Here is a 26,751-nt window from a genome sequence, read left to right as displayed (position 1 = left end):
TGTCAGGAGGCGTTGCGCCAGCCGCCTGCCGAGAGCGTCGCGACCAGCTCCTTGGCTGGCATGGGGCGCGAGAAGGCAAAGCCCTGCAGGACGTCGCATCCGAGTTCACGCAGGATGTTGGCCTGTTCGAGTGTTTCAACGCCCTCGGCCACAACCTGAACCGATGCGGAGTGCCCGATTTCGATAAGGGATGCGACGAGCCGCTGCTGGACGTCAGAGGCGACGATGTCGTGAGTCAGGCGCCGGTCGATCTTGATCCGGGAGGGGCGCAGACGCAGCAGGTTCAGGATAGAGGCGCGGCCGGTCCCGAAATCGTCGATGGTCAAGCCGATGCCACGGTCACGGACCTGATCGAGATTCCAGTTGAGCTCCTCGTCCAGGTCTTCGGGCAGGCAGCGTTCGGGCAAATCGAATGACAGACTGCCGGAGCACAGCTCGGTGCCCTCCAACTGGGCGATCAGCTTGTCGTTGGCCACGTCGTCGAGGCACATATTGAGGCACATGTGCGGAACGTTGAGCCCGCTCCGTTCCCAGGTAGCGAAGTCTGCCAGCGCCTTTCGCAGGATAATGCGGTCGATATCGGGAACGACGCGCAGATCCTGCGCAATCGGCATGAAGCTGACTGCGGCCTGAATGCCGTCGACCGGGTGTCGCCATCTGGCCAATGCCTCCACGGCAACGAGGCGCATGGTCCTGGCGTCGAACAGTGGCTGGTAATAGGGCAACAGGGCATCATTGGCGACGGCGTGCAGCAGTTCGTCGCCCAGCCGCCGCATGGTGATGGTTTCCATATGCAGCTGCCGCGTAAAGACCTCGTAGCAGTTCTTGCCGGAGTCCTTGGCGCTGTAGAGCGCCATATCCGCTTCGGACATCAGGGCCGGGTAGTCGATTGAGGGACCGGTGTGCACGGCAATGCCGATGCTCGCACCAAAACGACAGGTGTTGCCTTCGAACATGACCGGCTGCTCCAGCGCTTCGATAAGCGTCTGAGCGAGCGCGATCAGGCGGGTCTTGTCACCGGAGCAGGGCACGACGACTATGAACTCGTCACCACCGATGCGTGCCGGGAATTCGTTCTCACGCAGACTGGCACCGATCAACTCTGCGGTATGGACCAGCATGGCATCACCGGCATTGTGACCGAAGGAGTCGTTGATCTGCTTGAAGCGATCGAGATCAATGTGCAGCAAGCCCAGTGAGCCGCCGCTGTCAGCACTGCGTTCGGCGCGCTCTTTCAGGGTCTTATCAAGGTAGCGGCGATTGGGGAGCCCGGTCAGCGCGTCATGCAGCGAATTGTGCTCGATTCTGGCGCGCGCCGCTTCCAGTTGCACGTTGCGGGCTTCGGCAAGCAGCTTGGCCCGCTCGAGCTCGTTTTGCGCACGCACCTCGTCGGTGACATCGCGGTTGGCACCGAGCAGACAGGGTGCCCCCATGGGGTCGCGATACCAGGTGCCGCGGGCGCGCAGATGGCGGATTTCGCCACCGGGCCGGATGATCCTGAAATCCGCAGTGTAGCTCGTTTGATCATCGATGGCCTTTTGCACCGCGGCCCGGGCGTAGTCCGCATCGTCGGGGTGGAGGAATTGCTGCCAGTGTTCGGGGACGATCTCGTCGTCCTTGCCGATCCCGTAGATCTCCCGGACACGCTCGTCCCAGAACAGCTCATCGGTTTCGAGGTTGACCTCGAAAACGCCGATGCGGGTGACGTCGAGCGCCAGCGCATGGCGGCGCGACAGCCGTGCAATCTCGTCTTCGGCGAGCTTGCGGGGCGTTATGTCCGTATCGGTGCCGATGATGCGGCTGGGGCGTCCGTCCTCGAACCATGCGACGGGTGCACCAATGGAGGAAATCCAGATGTAGCTGCCGTCGGCGATACGCTCGCGATAGATCATGTTGACGGGCGAGCCGGCGTGCTGAAGGCGGATCTGCTCGTTCACATGCGCCAGATCATCGGGGTGAATATTGCTCGACCAGACCTCGGCGCGATCATTCGGGTCGCCGTCGGGGTCCATACCGCGGATCATGCGCCAGGTGCGCGAGTGATAGACCTTGCCGGTGACGAGATCGGAGTCCCAGGCGCCCTGACGCGCCGTTTCCAGAGCCATCTCCCATCGGCTCTCGCTGCGGTCCAGTTCGGCACTGACACGACGCAGTGCTGTCACGTCCTGGCAAACGCCCCAGACGATACCGGTCAGATCATCCCGGCGAATGGCGAGCACAAGACCCAAGCTGTCTCGCTGGGCTTTAACGGGTCGCAGCTCGATCGAAGCCGGGGTTCCTCCTGCACGCGCTGCGCGAATTGCAGACATGATCGCGTGACGGTTTGGTGCAGGCAGACGGCGCAGCAAAGCGCGAGCTGTCGTAAGTCCATCGGACAGAGCGGCCAAACCCGGGCTGGCGACAAATCGGTCGCCGGCAAGCATCCAGCGTCCGAGCCCGGCGATGGCTTCGGTCTGCTCCAGCTGGCGCAGCGCCAGCAATGCTTCGTCCTGCTTCGTGTCCACACAGGATGATGTGTCCAGATCAACCAGCGTCAATTCCTAGCCCGGGTGTCAGATGCGCTTATTGGCCCGAGCAGTATTACGCCCCTAGGACTTGCTATTTCCTTACATTACTATTGTCACTGCGCGGTAATTCAGCTTCCTGCAATGTAATGCAAAAGCTTTGTATGAATTCGGTATGCAACAAGGGTTCGGGCGAAAAAGCACAGCGAAGTTCGAGCCGTAGATGCTCGAAATAAATCACTCGTAGACGGTGGTCAGGACCTCGATTTCCCGCGCGTTTCCGGGCTGAACCTGAAATTCGCGGTTGTAGACGGTCTCGCCTCGTTTGGCCAAAACCATGTAGTCGCCCTCGGCCAGAACCGTTGTGGGGAAGGTGCCGATGGTGGTGAAAACGGTTTCGCCGCCGGCCGTTCTCACGGTCCATTCGATGTCGGCGATCGCCTCGCCGCCGGCCTCGCTGACAAGTCGGAACGACACCTGAGCCGCGCGGTGGTAGAGCGTTGCGTCGGTCATCTGACCGGGTTCGACCCGCAGATCGGCGCGCACGACGGCGTTGACCGAGCCGAAATAGGAGACCACGTGATAGGTGCCCGCATTGAGCGTTACGAGATCGTTGGCGCCGAGGTTCTGGGCGATAATGTTGCGGTCGGTCTCGTCGTCGGTCGAAAAGATATCGAAGCGCACAAGATTGATCGGGATGGGAATGTCGCCGGTGATGGCGGCAGCGAGGCGCATGGCGCCTGCATCGAGAACCAGTGAGCGCGAATTTTCTTCATCGGGGCCGACCGAAATGGTCGCCGAGGTCTGCGCGCGGCCATAGGCGACATGCACGACATATTCACCTGGCACGAGACTGATGCGCGCCGTGGCATCGGTGGATTTTGCGGCGAGAGCGAGATCGCCGGAGGCGTCGGTACGGGTTTCGAAGACGCGCCAGACGAGACCATCGGGGATGCTGCTGCCGTCCTCGGTGATGCGGGCGCTGAGGGTGACGGGGACGGGGGGCAGGGCGATGGCCTCTGCAGCGTCTGCCGCGGGGTTGGTGCCATCATCGAGCAGTTCGATCGGCGCGGCGGTGTCACTGCCCGGGCCGAGCTGCTGCACCGAGTCGGGCATACGGTCGGCGCGCCGTGGCAGGGGAATGGGCGCCTGCTGTGCCACGGCAAACAGGGGCGCCAACATGGCTGCCATACCCGTGATCGCGATCCAGTGCCTCAGTTTCACCCGCATACCCCGACTGGAATCCGTGCCGCTGGCGGCTCGATTTTGTGCGCTGCTACGCTTGGAATGGGGAAAAGCTGTGTCATAAGCAGGCGACGCTCGCAAGGATTCACGCATGACCATCAACGGACCTCTACTCGACTATCTCAAGACCCGTCGCTCCGTGGGCGGCGGTTTCCTGAAAGACCCCGGGCCAGCACCGGATGAACTCGAGCAGATCCTAACAATTGGGATGCGTGTGCCCGACCATGGCAAGTTCGCACCTTGGCGGCTGATCGTGATCGAGGGCGAGGCGCGTACCGAGATCGGCAATCGTCTGGCGCAGATCGCCAAGCAGAAGCGCCCCGAGCTGGACGAGGCGGGGATGGACATCGAGCGGCGGCAGTTTCTGCCCGCGCCGCTGACCATTGGGGTCATCTATTCGCCCAAGCCGCACCCCAAGGCGCCGGAGCTGGAACAGTTGCTGTCGGCCGGCGTCGTTGCGTTCAACCTTTGCAATGCCGCCTTTGCGCTCGGCTTTGGCGCGAGCTGGGTGACCCGCTGGTTCGCCTTTGACCCGGCGGCCCAGGAGATGCTGGGCGCGCGTGCGGGGGAGCGGTTTGTCGGTTTTGTGCATATCGGCACGCCGACGATGGTGCCCGAAGACCGTGACCGGCCGAAGCTGGAAGACATCGTCAGCAATTGGCAGCCGCCGGCGTAGGTGCGCATAAACGGGTTGTTAACCATGCTGGGGCAAAAGGTTAACCGAAGCTTAGCGTGAGGACCGCGAAGATGGAGGTGCGAAAGCTATCCGTTCCGGAAAAGCTCGCGTTTGCCATCGATTCGGCGGGCGAAAAGTCGAATGTCGACTTCGACTACCTGTTGCAGACCGCAATGCGCGAAAGCAGCCTGAATCCGAAGGCCAAAGCGCCGACGTCGAGCGCCACGGGGCTGTTTCAGTTCATCGACAGCACCTGGCTGCAGGTGATGAAAGAGCAGGGACCACGGCTGGGCTATGGCAAGTACGCCGAAGCGATTCAGCCCGGTCGTGATGGCGGATATCACGTCGCTGACAATGGCTTGCGCGCGGAAATTCTCAAACTGCGTGAAGACCCCCAGATTTCCGCAGACCTGGCGGCCGCTTTCACGCGGAGCAATGGCGCCCATCTAAAGGCTGAGTTCGGGCGCATGCCGAGCGCCGGTGAACTTTACATCGCGCATTTCATGGGGGCGCAGGGGGCGACGCAGTTTTTCCGTGCCGGACTGGATGATCCTAACCAGATCGCTGCGAAGCTGTTTCCGCGCCAGGCCCGCGCCAACCCAAGCATCTTTTACGAGGACGGCAAGGCGCGCACGATTCGCGACGTCTACAAGGCGCTGGTGGCCAAGCATGATCAACTGACCGCTGGCGCGGTGGACGCCAGTTTCGCGGTGCAGCAACTCGCGACGACGCCGCAGGCCGACGCGAATGGCAAGTGGCCGGACGCCGAGCCCGTCGCGTCGCGCTTCGGGCCGGAGAACATGAGCTTCACCTCGATGTTCACTACCGAAGTGGCGCCGGCAAGCGACGTGCAACCGCGGGTGTTGATCGACCCCGAGGACAAGGCGATCGGGGCAGCGCTGTTCACCCAGCTTTACGGCCAGCCAGGGGGCAATGGCGGTTAACGGGGCCTGAGCGAACAGGGTGAACCGTTCCTTAAATCTTGCCTGCTAGTTTTGGGACACCCTGTTGGAGTGTTCCATGGTTGCGTATCAGGATTTCGTGTCTCTCAGTCAGTCCCGCGACAGCGAGGCGCGCGGCCGTGCGGCGCATATGGCTGCGCAGGCCTATCTGAACCACACCGGGCCGGCCGACGAACACGCGGCGCTGTTTGCGGCGTTGATCGGATTTCTCGATGACGCGTCGGTGCGGGTGCGCGGCGCGCTGGCCTATGGGCTGCTGCACACTCTGGATGCGCCACGGCCAATCCTTTTGGCACTGCTGCAGGACGCGCCGGTGATTGCGCGGGCCGTAGCGCAATATTCTCCCGCGCTGGTCGATGCGGATCTGATTCCGCTGGTGCGACAGGCCGATGCGCCGATGCTGCACGCGATTGCGATGCGCGAGCGGATCAGCCAGCGGCTGGGCGAGGCGCTGGTGGCGGGTGGCGACCGGGAGCTGCTGATCAAGCTGTTGCCGCGGCGCGACATTGCCTTTGCGCCGGCGCTGCTGCGGCAATTGGCCAGCGATGGCGGCAAGTCCGATGCCGAGGTGCGCGGGTTGCTGCTGGCCCGCAAGGACCTGCCGCCAGAGGTGCGGCTGGAGCTGGTGCAGGCGGTAGCGGCGGCGCTGCAGGGGTGCCGGATCGTCAAGGGCGCGGTGGCGCCGCGCCGGCTGGAACGCTTGTTGCGCGATGCGACGGATAGCGCGCTCACCGGGATCGGGGAAGCTGAAGCCGCAGCGGGTCGCGAACCCTATTCGGCGGCGCTGATCGCGCGCGAGCAGGTGTCGACACGGACCATGCTGCATGCGGTGGTGCAGGGGCACGTACTGTTTTTTGCCGACTGCCTCGCCGAGTTGAGCGAAACGCGACGCGAGAAGGTTTTCACGCTGCTCGAGAGCGGCAGCCGGGCGGCGCTGAACGCGCTGCTGAGCCGTTGCGGCTTGAGCGCGCCGGTGCGTAACCTGCTCGCACGGCTGATCTTCCACGCCCGTGTCGCTGATCTCGCCGACGATCTCGCGGCGCGGCATTTCGTAGTGACGGCGCTGACCGAGGAATTGATCGCCGAGCATGGGGGCATGGTGCCGCCGGAGCTGGAAGAGGCATTTGCCTACCTCTCCGAGCAGAATGTCATGCTGGCCCGCAAGGCGGCGCGCGGGGTGATGTCGGGCTTTGCCGGATCGACCGATCGAAAGATGGCGCTGCCGCCGGCCGAGGACGCGCCGCAGCTGGCACTGGCGGCCGGCTAGTAGCGGAACTGCTCGCTGAGGACGCGTTCGTCGAGGCCGGTGCCCGGATCGAAGAGCAGCGTGACGCGGCGCGACCGATCCTCACGCACGGTCACCTCTTTGACCCGCTGAAATTCCACATTATCGGCCACGGCGCTGGTGGGGCGCTTGTCGGTTTCGCGCGTGCGGAAGGTGACGATCGCCTCGTTCGGCAGGATGGCGCCACGCCAGCGGCGCGGCCGGAAGGGCGAAATCGGGGTCAGCGCGAGCAGCGGCGAATCGATGGGCAGAATCGGGCCGTGGGCCGACAGGTTGTAGGCAGTGGAGCCGGCGGGCGTTGCCAGCAGCACGCCGTCGCAGGTCAGTTCGGTCAGCCGCGTATTGCCGTCGACGATGATCTCGACCTTGATCGCCTGGTAGGTCATGCGGAACAGCGAGACCTCGTTGAGGGCGAGGGCCGAATGCTCGGTTCCGTCTTCGCAGACCACCTGCATGGAGAGCGGATAGATGTGGGTCGGCTTGGCCTCGGCGAGCCGGGTCGTCAGGTCCTCGGTGTTGAAGTCGTTCATGAGGAAGCCGACCGAACCGAAATTCATGCCGTAGACCGGGATGTTGCGGCCCATGGTGCGGTGTAGCGTCTGCAGCATCAAACCATCGCCGCCGAGCGCTACGATGGCCGTGGCATTGTCGAAGCCGGCCTCGCCATACTGAGCGCGCAGGCTGGCCATGGCTGCCTCGGCATCCGCCGTTCCGCTCGATACGAAGCTGATATTACTGGTATTGACCTGCACGCCTTGCCCCCTGCCGCCGGCAGCGTTCTGCCTATCATAGACGATTGAGCCGGGCCAGCAGATGGTGCAACGGGTTGATCCCGTGGGCGGTCTCCACTAAATCAGCGACGAAACAGATCGAGGCGAATATGCGTACAGAGATCGAGAAAGTGGTCGGCGAAATCGAGCAGGTGCTGAACCTGCTGAGGAGGCATCTTTGACTGGGATACAGCCGAAGCACGCCTAGACGATTTCAATGCCCGGACCGAGAACCCCGAGTTCTGGGCCGACCCCGAAAAAGCCCGCGAGGTCATGCAGCAGCGTGACCAGCTCGCCGCACAGGTGAAAACCGTGCGCGACCTCGAGGCGGCCATCCGCGACAATTCCGAACTCATCGAGATGGGCGACGCCGAAGGCGACGCGGATGTGGTCAAGGAAGCGGAAGCCGCGCTGATCGAGGCGCTGAAGGAAGCACGTTCGGCGCAGGTCGAAACGCTGCTCAGCGGTGAGGCCGATTCCAACGACGCCTATCTCGAAATCCACGCCGGTGCCGGCGGAACCGAGAGCCAGGACTGGGCCAACATGCTGTTGCGCATGTACACCCGCTGGGCCGAGCGGCGGAAGTTCAAGGTCGAGACGCTGGAGATCCACGACGGCGAAGAGGCGGGGATCAAATCGGCGACGATCAAGATCTCCGGACACAATGCCTATGGCTGGATGAAGACCGAAAGCGGTGTGCACCGGCTGGTGCGGATATCGCCCTATGACAGTGCGGCCCGCCGGCACACGAGCTTTTCCAGCGCCTGGATTTATCCGGTGGTGGACGATGCGATCGACATCGAGATCAATGATTCCGATCTCAAGGTCGACACCTATCGCGCTTCCGGTGCCGGTGGTCAGCACGTCAACACGACCGACTCGGCAATCCGCATCACGCACGTGCCCTCGGGCATCATCGTGGCCTGCCAGGCCGAGCGCAGCCAGCACAAGAACCGTGCGACGGCGATGGCGATGCTGAAGGCGCGTCTGTATGAGGCCGAGCTGCAAAAGCGCGAGGAAGCGGCGAATGCCGAGGCCGCGTCGAAATCGGACATCGGCTGGGGGCACCAGATCCGCAGCTATGTGCTGCAGCCCTATCAGATGGTGAAGGATCTCAGGACCTCGGTCGAAACCTCCAATACCGGTGCGGTGCTGGATGGCGATCTCGACCAGTTCATGGAGGCTTCGCTCGCCGCTCGCGTCGGTGGCTATGCCGACAGCGTGGAGGACGCGGATTAGGGTCTTCGCGATCAACGACGAATTGACGCCTCGCTTCGGGAAGAAGCGGGGCGTTTTTCTTTCGTCCGGTCAGTGATCGGTCGGAAGAGGTCTTCGCGCGTCCTAGCTGCGGGTGCAAACTACCCCAATGGCGGCCGACAAATCTCGCCTGGTGTCAGGCCTTGCCGCCAACTGTCGCGATGGCGGCGGCGTAGGTGATGCCGCCGCCGAAGGCGACGAGGCCAAGGCGGTCGCCGGGCTGTCGGCCCGGCAGCGCGTCCATCAGGGCCATCGGGATGGTGGACGAGCTGGTATTGCCCATGGTGCGGATGATCGAATGCGCCGGGCGGCCGGAGCGCCGTGCGATAGCATCGATGATGCGCTGATTGGCCTGATGCGGCACCATGAGATCGATGTCGTCCATGGTGATGCCTTCGGCGGCGCAGGCCGAGACCAGCGTCTGGGTCATCGACCGGACGGCATCGGAGAACACCTCCCGGCCATTCATTTCCACATAGCCGTTGCCGGCGCGCGGCACCTTGAGCAGCTTTCCCGCTTCGGGCGCGCCGGAAATGGTCGGCTGGGCGAAGGTGAAGAGCGGCGTGGCATCGCGCTCGAGCGACTGCACCAGGGTGCAGGTGGCGGCGTCGGCGAAAATGACCGCGGTGTTGAAGTCGTTCTGGTCGAGCAGCGGCGACAGCACTTCCGAGGTGACAATCAGCACCCGGGCGTTCGGGTTACGGCTGACGTAGTCGCGGGCTTGGCCGAGCGCGTAGAGGTAGCCCGAGCAGGCGGCGTTGATGTCATAGGCCGGCAGGCTGATGCGGCCACCCGGGGAAACCGCGTCGGCTACGCGGCAGGCCAGCGACGGCGTGATGACATCGGGCGTGCCGGTGGTGGCGATGACCAGATCGATATCGGTGATTTCGAGCTGCTGCTCGGTGAGAAGCTTGCGGGTGGCATCGGTCGCGAGAGACAGCACGGTCTCGCCCGGCATGACCCAGCGGCGGCTTTCGATGCCCGTGAGCTTGACGATATCGGCGGCGTCGCGGGTCTGCCAGTTGCCCTTGAGGTCGGCGTTGTTGACCTTGCGGCCGCCGGTGGTGACGGCGATACCGGCAACGCCGACGGCAACCTCGACATGCTGCGGCGTTGCAGCGACCGGCTGTGCTGCGCGGCGCGTCAGATGGGCCGTGTCGATCCGCTCGGTGGTGCGCGCCCGGGTCTGGGTCACGGAGTCCGGATCGGCCTCGACATAGATCAGCGGCGCGCCGACCTGGACCTTCTGGCGCAGCTCGGCGGCGTGTGACAGCACCTTGCCGGCAACAGTCGACTGGACGTCCACAGCGGCTTTGGTGGCTTCAACCACGGCGACGAGATCGCCCACCTGGACGGTGTCTCCGGGTCGGACCAGCAGTTCGATGACTTCCACCTCGTCGTCGGCCGGGCCGGAGCCAATGGCGGTGACGGCGGTGGGGCCGGTCTCGGCCGCGTGTGCTTCCCACTCGAGATCGAATTTCAGCAGCGCTGCAGCGGCTTCGATGATGCGACGGTAGGAGGGCAGGGCGTCGATCTGGCGCTCGAACTGGAACGGCACATGGATATCGTCGCGGGTAACGCGGCGTGCCTCGACCGGACATCCGGCTTTCTCGAGCACGGTGGCCAGCACTTCGGCACCGAAGCCGGTGGTGTGATTGTCTTCGTGGACCACCAGCAGCTTGCCGGTGCGGCGCACGGAGCGGAGCACCGCCTCTTCATCCCAAGGGGAGATCGAGCGCAGATCGATGACCTCGATGCCGCCGCCGGCAGCCGCGAAAGTTTCTGCCGCCATCAGGCTCTGGGCCAAAGGGTTGCCCCAGGTGACGAGCGTCAGTTCGGTGCCGGGCAGCACGGTGCGGGCGCGACCGGGGAGGACGAACTGGGTGTCGGTATCGTCGGAGGTGCGGCGGTCCGAGAGATTGAGGCTCGATTTGGGGTAGAGAAAAACCGTCGGGCGGCCCGAGGCGAAGGCGGCGTTGAGCAGTCCCGCGGCATCGCCGGCGCTCGAGGGCATGACGACGTCGATGCCAGGCACATGAGCAAGCAGGCCTTCGAGCGTCTGGGCGTGGAAGGGGCCGAGGCCCGGCTTGTAGCCGCCGCACGAGACCATGAGGATCACCGGGGCCTGCCAGGCACCATCCGTGCGCCAGTACATGGAGCCGAGTTCGCTGAGGATCTGGTTGAAGGCCAGCGGCAGGAAATCGGCGAACTGCAGGAACCCGACGGGGCGCTGGCCGGCGAGCGCGCGGCCGATGGCAGTGCCGACGATGGTCGATTCGGTGAGGGCCGAATTGTGCACCCGTCCCGGGAAGGCCGTAGAGAGCCCTTTGGTCACACCGAAGACGTCGCCCTTGGGGTCTTCGATGTCCTCGCCGAAGAGGACAACCTCGGCATCGCTCTCCAGATGCTGGCGCAGCACGCGGTTGAGTGCCTCGCGCATGTTGAGCGCTGGTGATTTGTCGTCACCGCGATACTCGCGCCGGCTGGCGATCTCAGTCGGGTAGGGCGCCTTTGCCGTCCCGGCCGTCTGCGGGGCCGCCTCGGCACGTGCTTCCGCAGCGGCCTGGGCCACTTCGGCGATCAGAGAGGTTTCGAGCTGGGCCAGTGCCTCTTCGCCCATCTGAGATTCGCGCAGGGACTGACGGATGGAGGCGAGCGGATCGCGTCTGGCGCTGGCGGCAATATCGGCATCGCTGCGGTAAAGCGTCTGGTCGTCCGCATTGGTGTGGTTGGTCAGCCGCTCGACATCGAGGACGATCATGGCGGGCCCGCGGCTGGCTCGGGTCGCCGTGACGGCGGTTTCGAAGGCGGCGCGCGTGGCGGTGAGATCAACGCCATCGACGCGGGCGATCGGCAGGCCGAAGATACTGTCGGCCGGGCCTGACGGCAGGTCGAAGAAGGTCTGGCCGGGGGTGCTGGTGGAAATGGACCAGCGGTTGTTTTCGACGAGGAAGATGACCGGGGCCTCGGATCGGACGGCTTCGGCCACAGCCTCGAGAAACTCGCCCTCCTGCGTGGTCCCGTCGCCGACGCAGCACAGGACTACCGGCGCATCGGGATGGTGTTTGACCGCCTGGGCGTTGCCGACGGCGTGGAGGGCATTGTTGCCCACCGGGCCCACCATCGAGGCGACACGCAGGTCGCGAGCGGAAAAATGGGCGCTCATCTGCCGGCCGGCGGAATGGGACGGGCCGGTGGCGAGGAGGCCGCGGAAGAACTCGGCGATGGGCAGGCCGCGGGCAAGCAGCAAAGCCTTGTCGCGATAATGCAAATGCAGCCAGTCATCGGCGCCGAGATAGTCGGCGATCAGAGCCGTCGATTCGTGGCCGGCGCCGGAAACATGAAAATGCGCGAGGCCCTGCTTGACCAGGTCCTGCTCAACCCGATCAACCTCACGTGCGATAAACATCGCACGATGCAGGCGCAACATCGTTGGAATGTCGGACGTCATCAGCATTTGCGGTTGAGCGTAAACCCGTCGTGAAAGAAACGCTACCGCCGATCACGTGCACAACTGCCACGCATGGCTGATGTGCGCCAGACGTTGCCCCCATGCGCCACGTATGGCTCAAGCGCCCAAATACTGCTGAAGTTTGCGTCCCACCGCAAGGAAGCGCGTGGGGTCTAGCGGCACATTTTTCCGCCGGACCTCGAAATGCAGATGCGGGCCGGTCGAACGCCCCGTAGAGCCGACGCGGGCGATTGGCGTGCCGGCGCTCACCTTCTGACCCTGCTTGGCAATGAAGGCGGACAGGTGCCCGTAGCGGGTGATGAGACCGGTATCGTGGGTGACTTCCACGACATTGCCGTAGCCCGATTTGCGGCCGACGAAAGTGACCTTGCCTTCGCCAGCGCTGAGGACGGGGGTGCCTCGGGCTGCCGGGAAATCGATGCCGCCGTGAAAGGCGCGCTTGCCGGTGAATGGATCGCGGCGATTGCCGAAGTTCGAGCTGACCCGACTCATGTCCGCCATCGGGCCGTGAATGGGTGCGAAGTCGAGCGCACCTCGTGCGGCCCGGAAACGGGCGAGGGCCTGAAAGGCCTCCGTCGCTTCGTCGGCGAGACTGATGGGGCGCGCCGTCGTTGCCTCCGGTAGCAGCGGGCCACCCATGGCGGTCGCATCATCTGGCAGGGCTGGTTTGATACCGATGTCATCGAGCGCGCCCAGGATGGCGAGCGTCGACTGCGTGGCGCTCTGCGAGATGGCGGCGAGGGCCAGGCGGCTCTCGTCCATCATTGTGTGCATCTTTGCAGAAACATCGGCGAGTTCGTCGGTCCCGCTGCGCACCGCGGGAATCGGCGGAACTGGGGCGGTCATCTTCAGGTCGGCCGTCTGCAGGCCCATTTCTGCTGCCTTGGCGGCGAGCTGGCGAACCAGTTGGTGCTGCTCCGACAGGACTTCCTGTTGCTGGCTGACTTCCTGCAGCTGCAGATTGATGTCACCGGCCTGGGCATATTGGCGCGAGTGCAGCCGGTCGACTTCGACGCGGAGCTGGGCGATCCGATCCTCGTAGGCGGCGGTGACCATGGCCGTCTTGTCGCCCGCGAGCGCGGCGATATCCGGCGCCATCATCAGCGCGACGGCGGTCAGCACATTGGAGCCGAACAGCAGCGCAAAGACGCTATAGAACAGGGCAGGTCGTATCCCCGGGCCGGACGCGGTTTTGGGTGCCGGCTTGGGCCGGCTGAACACTTTGACCTGCGGCCTTCTGGCCTCTGACTTCGCACGCACGCCGCATACTCCGGAACACACTACTCAATTGGTTCCAATCATGGCTCATTAAGGTTAATCAAAGCCGAAAGTGTTGCTGCGATCAGTTGAGGATGGTCAGGCAGTCGCCACCATCTCGCGCGTGGCCGTCAGCACCTTATCGGCGTGATCCTTGACGCGCGGCGCCATCACGGTGCGAAAGATGCGGCCGTCGGCATCGATCAGTACCGTGCCGCGCTTGACGCCCATATAGCTGTTGCCAAACATCTTTTTGAGCTGCCACAGGCCGTAGGCGTCGATGACCTTGTGGTCGGGATCGGCGGCGAGGGGCAGGGCGAGGCCGTGCTTGTCGCGGAAGGCGCAGTGGCTTTCGACGCTGTCGGGCGAGATGCCGATCACCGTGACACCGAGTTCAGCGAACTGAGGTGCCAGCGCGGTAAAGGCGCGATTTTCGATGGTGCAGCCTTCCGTTTCGTCCTGCGGATAGAAATACAGAACAACAGGATGCCCGCGTTCACTTGAAAGCGTGAATGTCGACCCGTCATCGAGCGGCAGCGCGAAGTCGGGTGCAGTTTCGCCGGGTTCGGGCATGGTAATCGTCCGTAAATGAAGAGAGAAATGCTTCGGAAAGCGGCTGTGGTGGGGTGTTGGTGCCACATTCCAGCCGGTATCATCAGCCAGTTAGAACTCGCGCCGGATGATTCTAGGATAGGGCGTCGCAGCGGGCAGTCTCAAGTCGGAAAACAGTGAAACCCACCCCAGCGCCTGACACCGAAATCCGCAAGCGTTCGGCATCTCGTATTCTGTGGCGGGTGGCGGCATGGTTTCTGGCCGTCCCGGTGGCGCTGCTGGCACTGATCTATGTCGTGCTGATGATCACGCCCATCCCTCTGCCCTTCGCGGCCAAGCAGGTGCGCAATGTCGTGCTGGCCTCGATGCCCGAGGGATCGCAACTCGAACTGGGTGACATGGCGCTGGCCCTCGAAGGGTTCGTCTGGCCAGTCATCCGCTTCACGCCAGTTCTCTACACCGATTCAAAGACCGGCGGCGCTGTCAGCATGGAGGCGCTGGAAGTCGGGTTCTCGCCGATACGCGCCCTGGTGGGACAGCCGGGCGCGACCGTGACGATCGTCGGTCCGCATCTGCAGGTGAACCAGGACCTGTTCGGCCCGCGGCTCGCCAAGTTCGAGTATGTCGATGATCCGGATGGCGGGCGCACCGTGCGCATTATCGAAGGGCAGGAGGCCTTTCCCGATATCGACCTGTCGCCCAGTGGTGTCGAGATGGCCGGCAATGTGCCGCAGATGGGTCTGGGCATGCGGTCGGACAATGACTGGCTGATTTACAACCTGATGGCCGCGCAGGAGGGGATTGCCGGGATCGTCGAGCAAGCACGGCAGGGGAACTTTTCGCGCCTTGTGGTGCGCGGTGGCACGCTCGACATGAATGATGCGCTCTATGGCATCTTTCGCACCTTCCGCGAGATCACGCTCGATGTGGCGCCGAACCGCGATGCGACGGGTGCTAGCGGAGAGTTCTCACTGGATTTCGCCGGCACGGTGATGAGCGGCATGCTGGAGCAGTTGCCCGACGGGGAGGGCGGCACAAAGCTGGTGACGTCGATCAACAACGTCAACATCGGCGACTTCGTGACCTTCCTCGAGGACAAATCCTCGCCATTCAAAATGATCGGCTCGAGCGGAGTGTCGATCGATGTCGGCTTCGATCCGACGGGAAGGATAACCGGTGGCGTTTTCCATCTCGACATGACGGGCACCGATGTCGAGCTGAACGGCGAGTATATTCCCATCGTCAGTTCGATCGCCGAGGTGAAGTGGGACCCGGACACGTCCACCTTTACCATGGACGAGGCCGAGTTTCGCGTCGGCGAGAACTCGGGGTTCTTCAAGGGTGTGTTCCGGATGGGGCTCGACCCGAAGTTCGGGCCGATCGTCAGCATGTCGATCACCGGGCGCGACATCGCGATCGTTTCGGATGTCGGGCCGGTTGATGCGCCCTTCGACGAGATGAATTTCGCCGGCTGGTCGGCGCCCGTATATGGCGCGGTGGGCATCGACCGGTTCGAGATGAAAAAGGCCGACGGTTCGGAGCTGGCGGCGACGGGGCGGCTCGACATGCTGCAATCGGGCGCCGGGTTCCAGCTTACCGTCGCCGGCGACAAGATGAGCGCCGAGGACGTGAAGCGGCTGTGGCTGCCGATGCTGGCGCCGGAGTCGCGCGAGTGGTTCGTCAAGTCCGTGGTCGGTGGCCGGCTCAAGGCGTCGTCGATGCGGTATGATTTTCCGGTGGGTTCGCTCGATCCGAACAGCAATGTCCCGCTGCCGGCGAATGCCATGACGATCAACATCGTGGGCGAAGACGTGCAGGTGCAGCCGCTCGATACAATGGACCCCATCACGGTCGATGGCGAGACCAGGCTGCTGGTGCGGGGCGAGAACGTGACGATTTCGGCCGATGGGGCGACGGTGCCTACCGACAAGGGGCCGATCGCGATCGCCAATGCGGCGCTGGTGTTTTCGCCGGATACCGACGAGACACAGGTGGTCGAGATTTCCGGCGACCTGTCGAGCAATATCAAGCCGCTGGTGGCCCTGGCCAAAGTGCAGCAGCCCGAGGCGCTGGCCGCCGCCGAGTTGCCGATCAGCATCGATTCCATCGCTGGCAAACTGTCCCTGTCGCTGGTGTCGACGATCATTCTCGACAAGGCGACTGGCGAGCCGCGCAGCACCGATTATGCAATCAACGGCGTGCTGCAGGATTTCGGCTCCACCGAACCGCTGCAGGGTCATTCGATCGACAACGGGCAATTGTCGTTCATTGCATCGCAGGCCGGGTACCAGTTGACCGGACAGGCTTCGATCGACGGCATTTCTGCCGATGTCGTCATCGACGGGAAGCTCGAAGAGAACGCGCCGCCGCCGGACATGCTGCTGAGTACGACGATCGATGTCGCCGATTTCAAGAAGTTGGGCTTCGACGTGTCGGAGTTCCTCAACGGCAAGGTGAAGTTCGTTGCCAAAGTGATGGCCGACAGTTCGATCCAGCTGGCGGTGGACCTCGAGCAGGCGGCGCTGACGATCAAGGACCTCGGCATTTCGAAGGCCGTGGGCGTCAAGGGCTCCGCCAAGGCGGCCATCCGGCAGACGGACGATCTGGCTGATGTCAGCCAAGTGGATATCGCGTTCGGCAACGTGAAGCTGGCTGGCGGGCTGAAGGTCGACCTGAAAAAGGGCCTGCAATCTGCCGAGTTCAGCACCATCAGGCTCAGCGAGGGCGACTCGGCCTCGATGTCGATGGAACCGCGGGATGGCGGTTATGCTGTGCGGATCAGGGGCGATCAGCTCGATCTCAAGCCCATGCTCGAGCGCTTCTTCAGCCTGGACGGGGGCGCGGGTGGGCCTCAGGCCACGGCGATCGACCAGACGATCATGCTGGATGTGGAGCTGAAACGCGCGGTGGGCTTTTATCGAACCACGGCGTTCAATCTCAATCTCGACCTTCGGCTGAAGGGCACGGACCTGCAACGGGTCAATCTGCAGGCCAATTTGGGCGGCAACCGTTCGATCTCTGTGACAACGAATCCGACCAACAGCGGCCGCACGATGTCGGTGGCGTTCAATGATCTGGGCACGCTGCTGCGCCTGTTGAACATCTATCCGAACATCGAAGGCGGCGCGGGAAGCCTGGTTCTGGCGACCAATACCAAGGACAAGGTCGACCGCGGGCAGTTCTCACTCGATAACTTCGCCATCGTTGACGAAAAGAACGTCGCGCAGATTCTCGGGAACGGCCGCGACTCGCGGCGGATCATTTCCGGTTCGGGCAAGCTGGAGTTCAAGAGCGCTGATGTGGACTTCGTCCGCCGCTCCGATCGTGTGGAGATCACCGAGGCGCTGCTGGCCGGCACCACAGTCGGCGGCACGGCGCGCGGCTTCATTTATACCGATCGCGGCGAATACGACCTGACGGGGACCTATGTGCCGCTGTTCGGCCTGAACAACGCCTTTGGCAAGTTGCTCGGACCGCTTGCGGGCCGCGACGGCGAAGGGCTGTTTGCCGTGACGTTCGCCATTCGCGGGGCGCTGGACAAGCCGGAGTTCAAGGTCAACCCGATCTCGGCCCTGGTGCCGGGTGCCTTCCGGCGGCTGTTCGAATATCGCGCCCGCGAAATCCCCCGCGAGGAATAGCCGGCGCTTGAGCCGGATCAAGCCAGCCGTTGGCGATCGCGCTATGCTCCCCATATCAAAAGCTGGAGGTGCATTTCATGTACAAGCAGATTCTCATCGCCACTGATGGTTCCGAACTCGCACAGGGCGCTATCCAGCAGGGGTGCGCCATCGCCAAACTGTCCGGCGCCGAGGTGACGATCGTCACTGTTATCGAGCCTGCGACGCTGGTCGGCTCCGGTTATGCGGCATTCGGCGGGACAGCCTTCGACCAATTGCCCGAATACACCGAGGCCGTCGCGGCACAGGCAAAGGACGTGCTGGAAGAAGCCCAGAAGATTGCCAAAGCGGAAGGCGTGACCGCCAAGACCGTGCTGGTGGACAATTCGTTTGCCGCCGAAGGCATTGTCGCTACCGCTGAAAAGGGTAACGCAGACCTGATTGTCATGGGGTCGCATGGCCGACGGGGGATCAGCCGGCTGCTGCTGGGCAGTCAGACGTCCAATGTGCTGGCGCAGAGCAAGCTGCCGGTGCTGGTTACCCGCTGACGCTTCTTGACGCAGCTGCGGGCGCGGCCTCGCTGCGCGATCGTAGCCCGCCTGTCTCGTCCCGGTCGTCGAGGCAGGCGGAGTTCCGTTGGCTGGTCAGACCGGCTTCAGCAACACGTGCTTTTTCTTGCCGACCGACAGCTTTACCACGCCTTCGGGTAGTAGTGCGGCGCTGTCGAGTGTCGCGCGGGCGTCATCGGTGACCGTGTCGTTGATGCGGACCGCGCCGGACTGTACGTGGCGACGGGCTTCGCCGTTGGAGCCGGCGAGCCCGGCCGAGACCATGGCGTTGAGCAGACCCATGCCGGCATCGAGTTCGCCGCTGGCGATTTCGATGGTCGGCAGCGACAGATCGATTGCGCCTGATTCGAATGTGGCCTGTGCGGTTGCGGCAGCCTGTTCGGCCGCTTCGCGGCCATGCACGATGGCGGTGACTTCGGTCGCCAATATCTTTTTGGCTTCGTTCAATTCGGATCCGCCGAGCGCCCCCAGGCGCGCGACTTCGTCCAGCGGCATGCGCGTGAAGATCTTCAGCCATTTCTCGACGTCTGCGTCTTCGGTGTTCCGGAAGTACTGCCAGAAGTCATAGGGACTGAAGAGATCGGCATTGAGCCAGACGGCGCCGGATGCCGACTTGCCCATTTTCTCGCCGCTGGATTTGGTCAGCAGCGGCGTCGTCAGGGCGTAGAGCTGGTTGCCATCCATGCGGTGGCTGAGGTCGACGCCATTGATGATGTTGCCCCACTGGTCGGACCCGCCCATCTGCAGCACCGTGCCGTAGCGGCGGTTGAGCTCGACGAAGTCGTAGCCCTGCATGATCATGTAGTTGAACTCGAGGAAGCTGAGCGACTGCTCGCGATCGAGCCGCAGCTTGACCGAGTCGAAACTCAGCATGCGGTTGACCGAGAAATGCTTGCCGACGTCGCGCAGGAACTCGACGTAGTTCAGCTTGAGGAGCCAATCCGCATTGTTGACCATGATGGCAGGGTTGGAGCCCTCATAGTCGAGAATGTGGCTGTAGACCGACTTGATGCTCTCGATATTGGCGGCGATCTGCTCGACGGTCAGCAGGCGGCGCTGATCATCGCGGAATGACGGATCGCCAACCATCGAGGTGCCGCCACCCATCAGGCTGATCGCCTGATGGCCGGTGTGCTGCAGCCAGTAGAGCATGGTGACCGAAATCAGATTGCCGATGTGGATCGAGGTCGCGGTGGCATCATAGCCGACATAGCCCGAGATCCGGCCTTTTGCGGCCAGCGCATCCAGACCCTCGGGGTCGGAAATCTGGTGGATGAAGCCACGCTGCTCAAGGATGTTCAGGAAGTCGGACTTGTACTTGGTCATCTGGCAATCACTGAGGTTCGTGAAGCCCCGCGGGTTGCGTGTCGAACCCACGAGATCGGTGCTGTGGGGCCCCCCGGCCTGACGGCTGAAGGTTGAGGTCCCCAAATGGTGCGACGTTTGCCGGTCAGCGGCCGCCGCCGTTGGCGATGTCTTCGCGGCGACGATCGAGATATTCGGCGCAGGCTTCGGTCAGGTCGTCGATCTTGCCCTCGTAGAAGTGGTTGGCGCCATCGACGATCTGCTGCTCGATGGTAATGCCCTTCTGTGCCTGGAGCTTGTCGACCAGCTTCTGGACCGAAGCCGGCGGTGCGACGCGGTCCTTCTCGCCATGAATGATCAGACCCGACGAGGGGCAGGGGGCGAGGAAGGAGAAATCGTAGAGGTTTTCGGGGGGGCTGACAGAGATAAAGCCCTCGACCTCCGGACGGCGCATCAAAAGCTGCATGCCGATCCAGGCGCCGAACGAGAAACCGGCGATCCAGCAGCCGCGCGATTCGCGATTGAGGGACTGCAGCCAGTCGAGCGCTGCGGCGGCATCGGACAGTTCGCCGATACCGTGATCGAACAGGCCTTGCGAGCGCCCGACGCCGCGCGAATTAAACCGCAGCACCGAGAAACCGCGCTCGGCAAACATGTAGAACAGATTATAGACAATCTGATTGTTCATCGTGCCGCCGAACTGCGGGTGCGGATGCAGCACGATGGCGATGGGTGCGTTGGGGTCTTTACCCTGCTGGTAGCGGCCTTCGAGCCGCCCTTCGGGTCCGTTGAAGATGACTTCTGGCATATGCGCTTCCATGAGGTGCGCGGCTTGGGACACGAGCATCAGGCTCGCTCCGGCAACCGGCCTGTCGGCTTGACGAAGTGTCCGCCGCTCCCTACAACAGGGGCCGAAAAACCAGTTTCGAATTATTCTAAACTGACTTTTTCGCGCAGCTGAACAGGTCTGCCGACCGGGCCCGGCTGCTGGTGAGCGCTCCTTTTAGAGAAAGTGAGCGCCAGATTTCAAGAAGTGTTTGGTTCCTGCCCGCCTCGGCGCCGCCGGGCCACCCGCAATGACAGAGGCAAACCAGACGTTCATGGAACGACCGGCCACCTATCTCGACCATAATGCTTCCGCGCCGCTGCTGGCGGAATCGCGGCTGGCGCTGGTCGATGCATTGGCGCTGACCGGTAATCCGTCGTCGGTGCATCAGCATGGCCGGGCGCTGCGGGCGCTGATCGACAGGGCGCGGAGCGATGTCGCTAAGCTGGCGGGCGCCGAGCGTGACCAGGTGGTCTTCACCGGGTCGGCGACCGAGGCGATTACCCAGGCGATCGTGGGCGGTGCCAGGGCGTTCAACGTCGATGCGATTGCGGTGTCCGAAGGCGAGCATGGCGCGGTTCTGAAAGCGGCCGAGGCGACCGGGCTGCCGGTGCAACTGATCGGGCTCGATGCGGATGGGCTGATCAAGGTCGATGACATCGCCCGGATGCTGGAGCAGGCGGATATGGTCGGCATGCGGATGCTGGTCGCGGTGCATCAGGTGAACAATGAGACGGGCGTCGTCCAGCCGATGGGCCGGATCGAGGCGCTGGTTGGCGCGAGCCCGCACTATCTGTTCGTCGACGCGGCGCAGGCAATTGGCAAGACCACGCTGGATTTTGCGTCGCGGGCGCCGGATCTGATGGCGGTCGGCTCGCACAAGATCGGCGGCCCGACTGGCATTGGCGCCTTGCTGATGAAGGGCCATGCGGACCAGGTCCGGCTGATCCCCGGCGGCGGTCAGGAGAGTGGCCGGCGCGGCGGCACCGAGGCGGCGGCACTTGTCGCCGGGTTCGGCGCAGCGGCCAAGGCCTTCCCCGAGCACTATCGGGCGGCCGATGTCGGGGAGCTGGTGCGCTTCATCGAGGCAGGGATGCGCGAGATCGCGCCGGACCTCGTGGTTTTTGGCGCGGCGGCCGAGCGCGTCGGCAATGTCAGCAATTTTGCGGTGCCGGGGCTGAAGGCCTCGGTGGCGATGATGGGGCTCGATCTCGCTGGGATTTCGGTTTCATCGGGTTCGGCCTGTTCTTCGGGCAAGGTCGGGCCGAGCCATGTGCTCAAGGCGATGGGCGTCGCGCCTGCGCTGACCGAGTGCGCCCTGCGTGTGAGTTTCGGCTGGTCCTCTACAAAACAGGACGCGGAAGCTTATCTGAATGGTTTTGGCGACGTCGTCGGGCGGCATCGTGCCCGTCACGGCGTTGCGGCATAGGAAGACGAAGATGGCCAATTACGACATCCCGACCCTCAAGGAAGAGATCGAGAAGGAGACCGTCGATCAGGTCCTGGCCCTCGATGTCGACAAGTACAAATATGGCTTCGAAACGCTGATCGAGTCCGACATGGCCCCCAAGGGGCTTAACGAGGACACGATCCGGTTCATTTCGGCGAAGAAGGAAGAGCCGGAGTGGATGCTGGAGTGGCGGCTCGAGGCCTATCGGCGCTGGCTGACCATGACCGAGCCGACCTGGGCCAAGGTGCATTACCCCCAGATCGACTTCCAGGACATGTATTACTACGCCGCGCCGAAGGGCTCGGGAAACCGGCCCAAGAGTCTCGACGAGGTCGATCCGGCGCTGCTGGAAATGTACGAGAAGCTGGGCGTGCCGCTGAAGGAGCGTGAACTGCTGGCCGGCGTCGAGCAGCCGAGCAGCAATGTCGCGGTTGATGCGGTGATCGACTCGGTGTCGGTCGCGACGACCTTCCGCGAAGAGCTGAACAAGATGGGCATCATCTTCTGCTCTATCTCGGAAGCGATCCGCGAATACCCCGATCTCGTGCGCAAGTACCTCGGCACGGTGGTGCCGCCGTCGGACAACTACTATGCGACGCTGAATTCGGCCGTCTTTACCGACGGGTCGTTCTGCTACATTCCCAAGGGCGTGCGGTGCCCGATGGAGCTGAGCACCTATTTCCGCATCAACGAGGCCAAGACCGGCCAGTTCGAGCGCACGCTGCTGATCGCCGACGAAGACAGCTATGTGAGCTATCTCGAGGGCTGCACGGCGCCGGCGCGGGCCGAGCACCAGCTGCATGCGGCGGTGGTCGAGCTGGTTGCCATGGACAATGCCGAGATCAAGTACTCGACGGTGCAGAACTGGTTCCCGGGCGACAAGGACGGCAAGGGCGGCGTCTATAATTTCGTCACCAAGCGCGGCGATTGCCGGGGCGACAATTCCAAGATCAGCTGGACCCAGGTCGAGACCGGTTCGGCGATCACCTGGAAATATCCTAGCTGCATCCTCAGGGGCGACAACAGCCGCGGCGAGTTCTACTCGATCGCGATCTCGAACGGCTATCAGCAGGTCGATAGCGGGACCAAGATGATCCATCTAGGCAAGAACACCTCGAGCCGGATCATTTCCAAAGGCATCGCGGCGGGCTTTTCCGACAATACCTATCGCGGACAGGTTTCGGCGCATGCCAAGGCCAAGAATGCGCGCAACTTCACGCAGTGCGACAGCCTGCTGATCGGCGACAAGTGCGGGGCGCATACCGTGCCCTACATCGAGAGCCGCAATGCGAGCGCGGTGTTCGAGCACGAGGCGACGACGTCGAAGATCTCGGACGACCAGATGTTCTACTGCCAGCAGCGCGGGTTGAGCGAGGAAGAGGCGGTGGCGCTGATCGTCAACGGCTTTGTGCGCGACGTGCTGCAGCACCTGCCAATGGAATTCATGGTCGAGACGCAGAAGCTGATCTCGATCAGCCTCGAAGGCAGCGTGGGCTAAGGCAAATACCCGGCGCGGCCTCGTCATGTGACGGGCTCGCGCCGAGGTCTACTGAGACAAAGAAGGTTCCGGCTGGCGCCAACAGGCGACGCCGTTCGCAAACTGGAGACGAGCGATGAGCACCCCCGTACTGGAAATCCGCAACCTGCATGCCCGTATCGAGGAGCGTGAAATCCTCAAGGGCGTCAACCTGACGATCCCGGGTGGCGAAGTGCATGCCATCATGGGCCGCAACGGCTCGGGCAAGTCGACGCTTTCCTATGTGCTGGCGGGCAAGGAAGACTATGAGGTCACCGAGGGCGAAGTGCTGCTCAATGGCGAGAACATCCTTGAGATGGAGCCCGACGAGCGGGCCGCGGCGGGCCTGTTCCTGGCGTTCCAGTACCCCATCGAGATCCCGGGCGTTGCGACCATGACCTTCCTCAAGGCGGCGATGAACGCGCAGCGCAAGTCGCGTGGCGAGGACGAGCTGTCGACCCCCGATTTCATGCGGGCGGTCAAAGAGGCCGGCACGCAGCTCAATGTCGATAGCGCCATGCTGAAGCGGCCGCTGAACGTCGGGTTCTCAGGTGGCGAGAAAAAGCGTGCCGAGATCATGCAGATGGCGCTGCTCAAGCCGGCGTTGGCCGTTTTGGACGAGACAGATTCCGGGCTGGATATCGATGCGCTGCAGGTGGTGGCAAATGGCGTCAACACGCTGCGCGACCCGAGTCGTGCCATGCTGGTCATCACCCATTATCAGCGGCTTTTGAACCACATCGTCCCCGACCGGGTGCATGTGTTCTCGGATGGCCGTGTGGTCGAGAGTGGCGACAAGGATCTGGCGCTGGAACTCGAAGCCAAGGGCTATGCGGCGTTCGACGGCGAGAAGGCAGCGTAAGCGATCATGGCTATGCAGGTACCCGTCCGGCTTGGTCCGGCCGAAGAGACGCTGATTGCTCAGTTGAACGCCCGTGGTGCTTCCGCCGAGGCCGAGCGGTTGGGCGCCTCCGGGCTGCCGACGCGGCGCGTCGAGAGCTATCACTATACCGATCTCAAAACATTGCTGCGGGCCGTGCCCGAGCTTGCGGCCGAAAATGGCGAGGCGAGCGGTGCAAAGCTGTCGGTTGATGGCGCGCGGCGGATCGAAATCCGTAACGGCAACGTTGCGCTTCCGGACGATCTGCCCAGTGCGATCAAGGCAGATACGACGCCGGGCGGCGTGCTGACGACGCGCGATGACGTGCTGGTTCGGCTCAACAATGCGCTGGTCGGTGACAGCCTGAGCCTCGAGCTCGATGGCGAGATCGAAGGCGTGATCCAGATCGATCGGCTGATCGACGGGGCAGCAGCGCATGTGGCGAGCGGCGCGAAGATCTATCTGGGCGAGGGCGGCAAAGCCGTGGTTGTCGAGACGCTTTCCGGCTCGGACGCCGCGCATGTCGGCAATGCCGCGAGCTATGTGGCGCTCGGCAAGGATGCCGAGCTGACGCATGTCATCGTCAATCTGATGCCGAGTGACGCGACGCTGTTCGCGACGGCCGAGTATCACCTTGCCGAAGGCGCCAAGCTCAGGACCCTGGTGGTCAATGCCGGCGGCAAGCTGAGCCGGGTGCAACTGTTCCCGCGCTATGGCGGTGCCAACGCGCATGGCGACATCACGGCGCTGAACCTCGTGAGCGACGGCCAGCATGTCGACGTGACGATGGATTCGAACCATGCGGTGGCGCACACGACCTCGCAGCCGCTGTTCAAATCGGTGGCGCGTGGCCGTTCAACGGCCGTGGTACAGGGCCGTCTGGTGGTGGCGCGCGATGCGCAAAAGACCGACGCCAAGATGATGGCGCAGGGGCTGATGCTGTCGGACGAGGCGAGCATTCTCGCCAAGCCGGAACTCGAAATCTACGCCGATGACGTGGTGTGCGGCCATGGCGCCACCTGCGGCCGGCTGGACGAGGATTCGCTGTTCTATCTGATGAGCCGCGGCATTCCGCGGGCCGAGGCCGAGACGATGCTGACGCGGTCCTTCCTTGCGGAAGTGATCGACCCGATCATGCCCGAGACGCTGAAGACCGCGCTGGACGGCGTGATCGAAAGCTGGCTGCGCGCCTAGGTTGTAGCGAAGCGTCATAGCCGCCACTTGCGTGGCTGCCTCCCAAGGGACGCAGCCGAGATGGCGTCAAATTTCAAGGTGGCACCGCAGGGTGCCATCGCCTCCTGCTCAATTGGGTGAGGGGACAAGGGTGAGGGACACCTCGCGCAGGATGACCGGATGACATTCGACCTCGCACAGATCCGCGCCGACTTTCCGATCCTCGCCGAGGAAATCCACGGCAAGCGGCTGGTTTATCTCGACTCCGGGGCGTCGGCGCAAAAGCCGAATGCCGTGCTGGACAAGATGGACTGGGCGCACCGGCATGCCTATGCGAACGTCCACCGGGGCCTCCACACGCTGGCGAACCGGGCGACCGAAGCCTATGAGGATGGGCGGAAGAGTGTGGCGCGCTTTTTGAATGCGGGGCGCGCGGAAGAGATCGTCTTTACCCGCTCGGCGACGGAAGCAATCAACCTCGTCGCGTCCTCCTTCCTCGGGCCCCGGATCGGCGCCGGTGACGAGATTGTACTGTCGATCATGGAGCATCACTCCAACATCGTGCCATGGCACTTTCATCGCGAGCGCAAGGGCGCAGTGCTGAACTGGGTGGATGTCGGCGATGACGGCAGCTTCGATATCGCGGATTTCGAGGCAGCGCTGACGGATCGTACCAAAATGGTGGCGATCACCCATATGTCGAACGTGCTGGGCACGGTGACACCGATCAGGCAGATCGCCGAGATTGCTCATGCCCGGGGCATCCCCGTGCTGGTCGACGGCAGCCAGGGTGCGGTGCACCTGAAGGTCGACGTGCAGGATCTCGGCGTCGATTTCTATGTGTGCACCGGGCACAAGCTCTACGGGCCGACCGGCATTGGCGTGCTCTACGGACGCTATGACCTGCTCGCCGAGATGCAGCCGTTCAATGGTGGCGGCGAGATGATCGACGTCGTGACGCGCGACAGCGTAACCTACAACACGCCGCCGCACAGGTTCGAGGCCGGAACGCCGCCGATCGTGCAGGCGATCGGGCTAGGTGCCGCCATCGACTATATCGAGACGATCGGGCACGACGCCATCGCGGCGCATGAAGCGGAACTGACCGGTTATGCGATGGAGCGGCTGAGCCGGATCAACTCGCTGCGGTTGATCGGCACAGCGCCTGACAAGGGCGGTATTTTCTCGTTCGAGGTCGAGGGTGCGCATGCCCACGACATCGCTACGATCCTCGACCGCTACGGCATTGCGGTGCGCGCCGGAACGCATTGCGCAATGCCGCTGCTACAAAGGTTCGGGGTTAGCTCTACCTGTCGGGCCTCGTTCGGCCTATATACGGGCAAAGACGATATCGACGCTCTCGCCGAGGGCGTCGAGAAGGCCCAGCGCTTTTTTGCCTGACGGCCCCAACACGAAGCGATTGCCATATGTCTGA

19 protein-coding genes are annotated in these 26,751 nt (G+C 63.3%); 11 read left to right on the top strand and 8 right to left on the bottom strand.

Translation table 11 applies throughout. The features are described from left to right. Positions 1 to 2 precede the first annotated feature (2 nt). Entirely contained in the window at positions 3 to 2,504 is a 2,502-nt protein-coding gene (locus tag ACN0TK_RS06330) for an EAL and GGDEF domain-containing protein (protein ID WP_417308622.1), read from the bottom strand. 237 nt (positions 2,505 to 2,741) lie between these two features. Then, entirely contained in the window at positions 2,742 to 3,686 is a 945-nt protein-coding gene (locus tag ACN0TK_RS06325) for a hypothetical protein (RefSeq protein WP_417308621.1), read from the bottom strand. Between the two features lie 154 nt (positions 3,687 to 3,840). On the opposite strand from ACN0TK_RS06325, the gene ACN0TK_RS06320 reads away from it, so the two are divergent. The 3 genes from ACN0TK_RS06320 to ACN0TK_RS06310 all read left to right on the top strand — a co-directional run bounded on the left by ACN0TK_RS06320 (position 3,841) and on the right by ACN0TK_RS06310 (position 6,654). Further along, positions 3,841 to 4,425, top strand: coding sequence for a nitroreductase (locus ACN0TK_RS06320; RefSeq protein WP_417308620.1), 585 nt, complete (start codon positions 3,841 to 3,843; stop codon positions 4,423 to 4,425). Between the two features lie 71 nt (positions 4,426 to 4,496). Beyond that, entirely contained in the window at positions 4,497 to 5,369 is an 873-nt protein-coding gene (locus ACN0TK_RS06315; protein ID WP_417308618.1) for a transglycosylase SLT domain-containing protein, read from the top strand. A 76-nt stretch (positions 5,370 to 5,445) separates the two neighbouring features. Then, positions 5,446 to 6,654, top strand: a complete 1,209-nt coding sequence (locus ACN0TK_RS06310; protein ID WP_417308617.1) for a DUF2336 domain-containing protein — start codon at positions 5,446 to 5,448, stop codon at positions 6,652 to 6,654. Here ACN0TK_RS06310 and ACN0TK_RS06305 read toward each other — a convergent pair. After that, positions 6,651 to 7,424, bottom strand: a complete 774-nt coding sequence (locus tag ACN0TK_RS06305; RefSeq protein WP_417308616.1) for an NAD kinase — start codon at positions 7,422 to 7,424, stop codon at positions 6,651 to 6,653. The two genes, ACN0TK_RS06310 and ACN0TK_RS06305, sit on opposite strands and share 4 nt — an antisense overlap. 128 nt (positions 7,425 to 7,552) lie before the next feature. Here ACN0TK_RS06305 and prfB point away from each other — a divergent pair. Further along, positions 7,553 to 8,681 (top strand): peptide chain release factor 2 gene (prfB, locus tag ACN0TK_RS06300; protein WP_417308615.1). Its coding sequence is split into 2 segments (ribosomal slippage): positions 7,553 to 7,621 and positions 7,623 to 8,681, totalling 1,128 coding nucleotides; the frame shifts between segments, so codons are not numbered across the junction. Positions 8,682 to 8,835: 154 nt separating this feature from the next. Here prfB and ACN0TK_RS06295 read toward each other — a convergent pair. The 3 genes from ACN0TK_RS06295 to ACN0TK_RS06285 all read right to left on the bottom strand — a co-directional run bounded on the left by ACN0TK_RS06295 (position 8,836) and on the right by ACN0TK_RS06285 (position 14,001). After that, the gene (locus ACN0TK_RS06295; protein ID WP_417308614.1) at positions 8,836 to 12,108 is read right to left on the bottom strand and encodes a thiamine pyrophosphate-dependent enzyme; all 3,273 of its coding nucleotides are present in this window, start codon (positions 12,106 to 12,108) and stop codon (positions 8,836 to 8,838) included. Between the two features lie 159 nt (positions 12,109 to 12,267). Continuing rightward, on the bottom strand, positions 12,268 to 13,431 hold the full coding sequence (locus ACN0TK_RS06290) for a M23 family metallopeptidase (RefSeq protein WP_417308613.1): 1,164 nt from the start codon (positions 13,429 to 13,431) through the stop codon (positions 12,268 to 12,270). A 96-nt stretch (positions 13,432 to 13,527) separates the two neighbouring features. Next, positions 13,528 to 14,001 (bottom strand): peroxiredoxin, encoded by a 474-nt coding sequence (locus tag ACN0TK_RS06285; RefSeq protein ID WP_417308612.1) that lies wholly within the window; start codon positions 13,999 to 14,001, stop codon positions 13,528 to 13,530. Positions 14,002 to 14,156: 155 nt separating this feature from the next. Here ACN0TK_RS06285 and ACN0TK_RS06280 point away from each other — a divergent pair, with 155 nt between their 5' ends. Both ACN0TK_RS06280 and ACN0TK_RS06275 read left to right on the top strand, forming a co-directional pair. After that, entirely contained in the window at positions 14,157 to 17,618 is a 3,462-nt protein-coding gene (locus tag ACN0TK_RS06280; RefSeq protein ID WP_417308611.1) for a hypothetical protein, read from the top strand. Positions 17,619 to 17,695: 77 nt separating this feature from the next. Continuing rightward, positions 17,696 to 18,145, top strand: a complete 450-nt coding sequence (locus ACN0TK_RS06275) for a universal stress protein (protein ID WP_417308610.1) — start codon at positions 17,696 to 17,698, stop codon at positions 18,143 to 18,145. A 96-nt stretch (positions 18,146 to 18,241) separates the two neighbouring features. Here the strand turns inward: ACN0TK_RS06275 and tyrS are convergent, their stop codons facing one another. Then, positions 18,242 to 19,492: a tyrosine--tRNA ligase gene (gene tyrS / locus ACN0TK_RS06270; RefSeq protein ID WP_417308609.1), complete on the bottom strand. Its 1,251-nt coding sequence runs from the start codon at positions 19,490 to 19,492 to the stop codon at positions 18,242 to 18,244. Positions 19,493 to 19,616: 124 nt separating this feature from the next. Continuing rightward, positions 19,617 to 20,279, bottom strand: coding sequence for an alpha/beta hydrolase (locus ACN0TK_RS06265; RefSeq protein WP_417308737.1), 663 nt, complete (start codon positions 20,277 to 20,279; stop codon positions 19,617 to 19,619). A gap of 292 nt (positions 20,280 to 20,571) precedes the next feature. On the opposite strand from ACN0TK_RS06265, the gene ACN0TK_RS06260 reads away from it, so the two are divergent. From ACN0TK_RS06260 to ACN0TK_RS06240, 5 genes are all read left to right on the top strand, one after another. Beyond that, positions 20,572 to 21,726 carry a cysteine desulfurase family protein gene (locus tag ACN0TK_RS06260; RefSeq protein ID WP_417308608.1) on the top strand — a complete coding sequence of 385 codons (1,155 nt, stop codon included), beginning with the start codon at positions 20,572 to 20,574 and terminating at the stop codon, positions 21,724 to 21,726. A gap of 10 nt (positions 21,727 to 21,736) precedes the next feature. Then, positions 21,737 to 23,245: a Fe-S cluster assembly protein SufB gene (sufB, locus tag ACN0TK_RS06255; RefSeq protein WP_417308607.1), complete on the top strand. Its 1,509-nt coding sequence runs from the start codon at positions 21,737 to 21,739 to the stop codon at positions 23,243 to 23,245. A 115-nt stretch (positions 23,246 to 23,360) separates the two neighbouring features. Beyond that, positions 23,361 to 24,125 (top strand): Fe-S cluster assembly ATPase SufC, encoded by a 765-nt coding sequence (gene sufC / locus ACN0TK_RS06250; protein ID WP_417308606.1) that lies wholly within the window; start codon positions 23,361 to 23,363, stop codon positions 24,123 to 24,125. Between the two features lie 12 nt (positions 24,126 to 24,137). Beyond that, positions 24,138 to 25,337 carry a Fe-S cluster assembly protein SufD gene (sufD, locus tag ACN0TK_RS06245; protein WP_417308605.1) on the top strand — a complete coding sequence of 400 codons (1,200 nt, stop codon included), beginning with the start codon at positions 24,138 to 24,140 and terminating at the stop codon, positions 25,335 to 25,337. A gap of 159 nt (positions 25,338 to 25,496) precedes the next feature. After that, entirely contained in the window at positions 25,497 to 26,717 is a 1,221-nt protein-coding gene (locus ACN0TK_RS06240) for a cysteine desulfurase (RefSeq protein ID WP_417308604.1), read from the top strand. The last annotated feature ends 34 nt before the right edge of the window (positions 26,718 to 26,751 follow it).

The sequence above is a fragment of the Devosia sp. genome, assembly GCF_048261455.1.
Taxonomy (GTDB): domain Bacteria; phylum Pseudomonadota; class Alphaproteobacteria; order Rhizobiales; family Devosiaceae; genus Devosia_A.
This window is presented reverse-complemented; position numbering and strand designations above follow the sequence as displayed.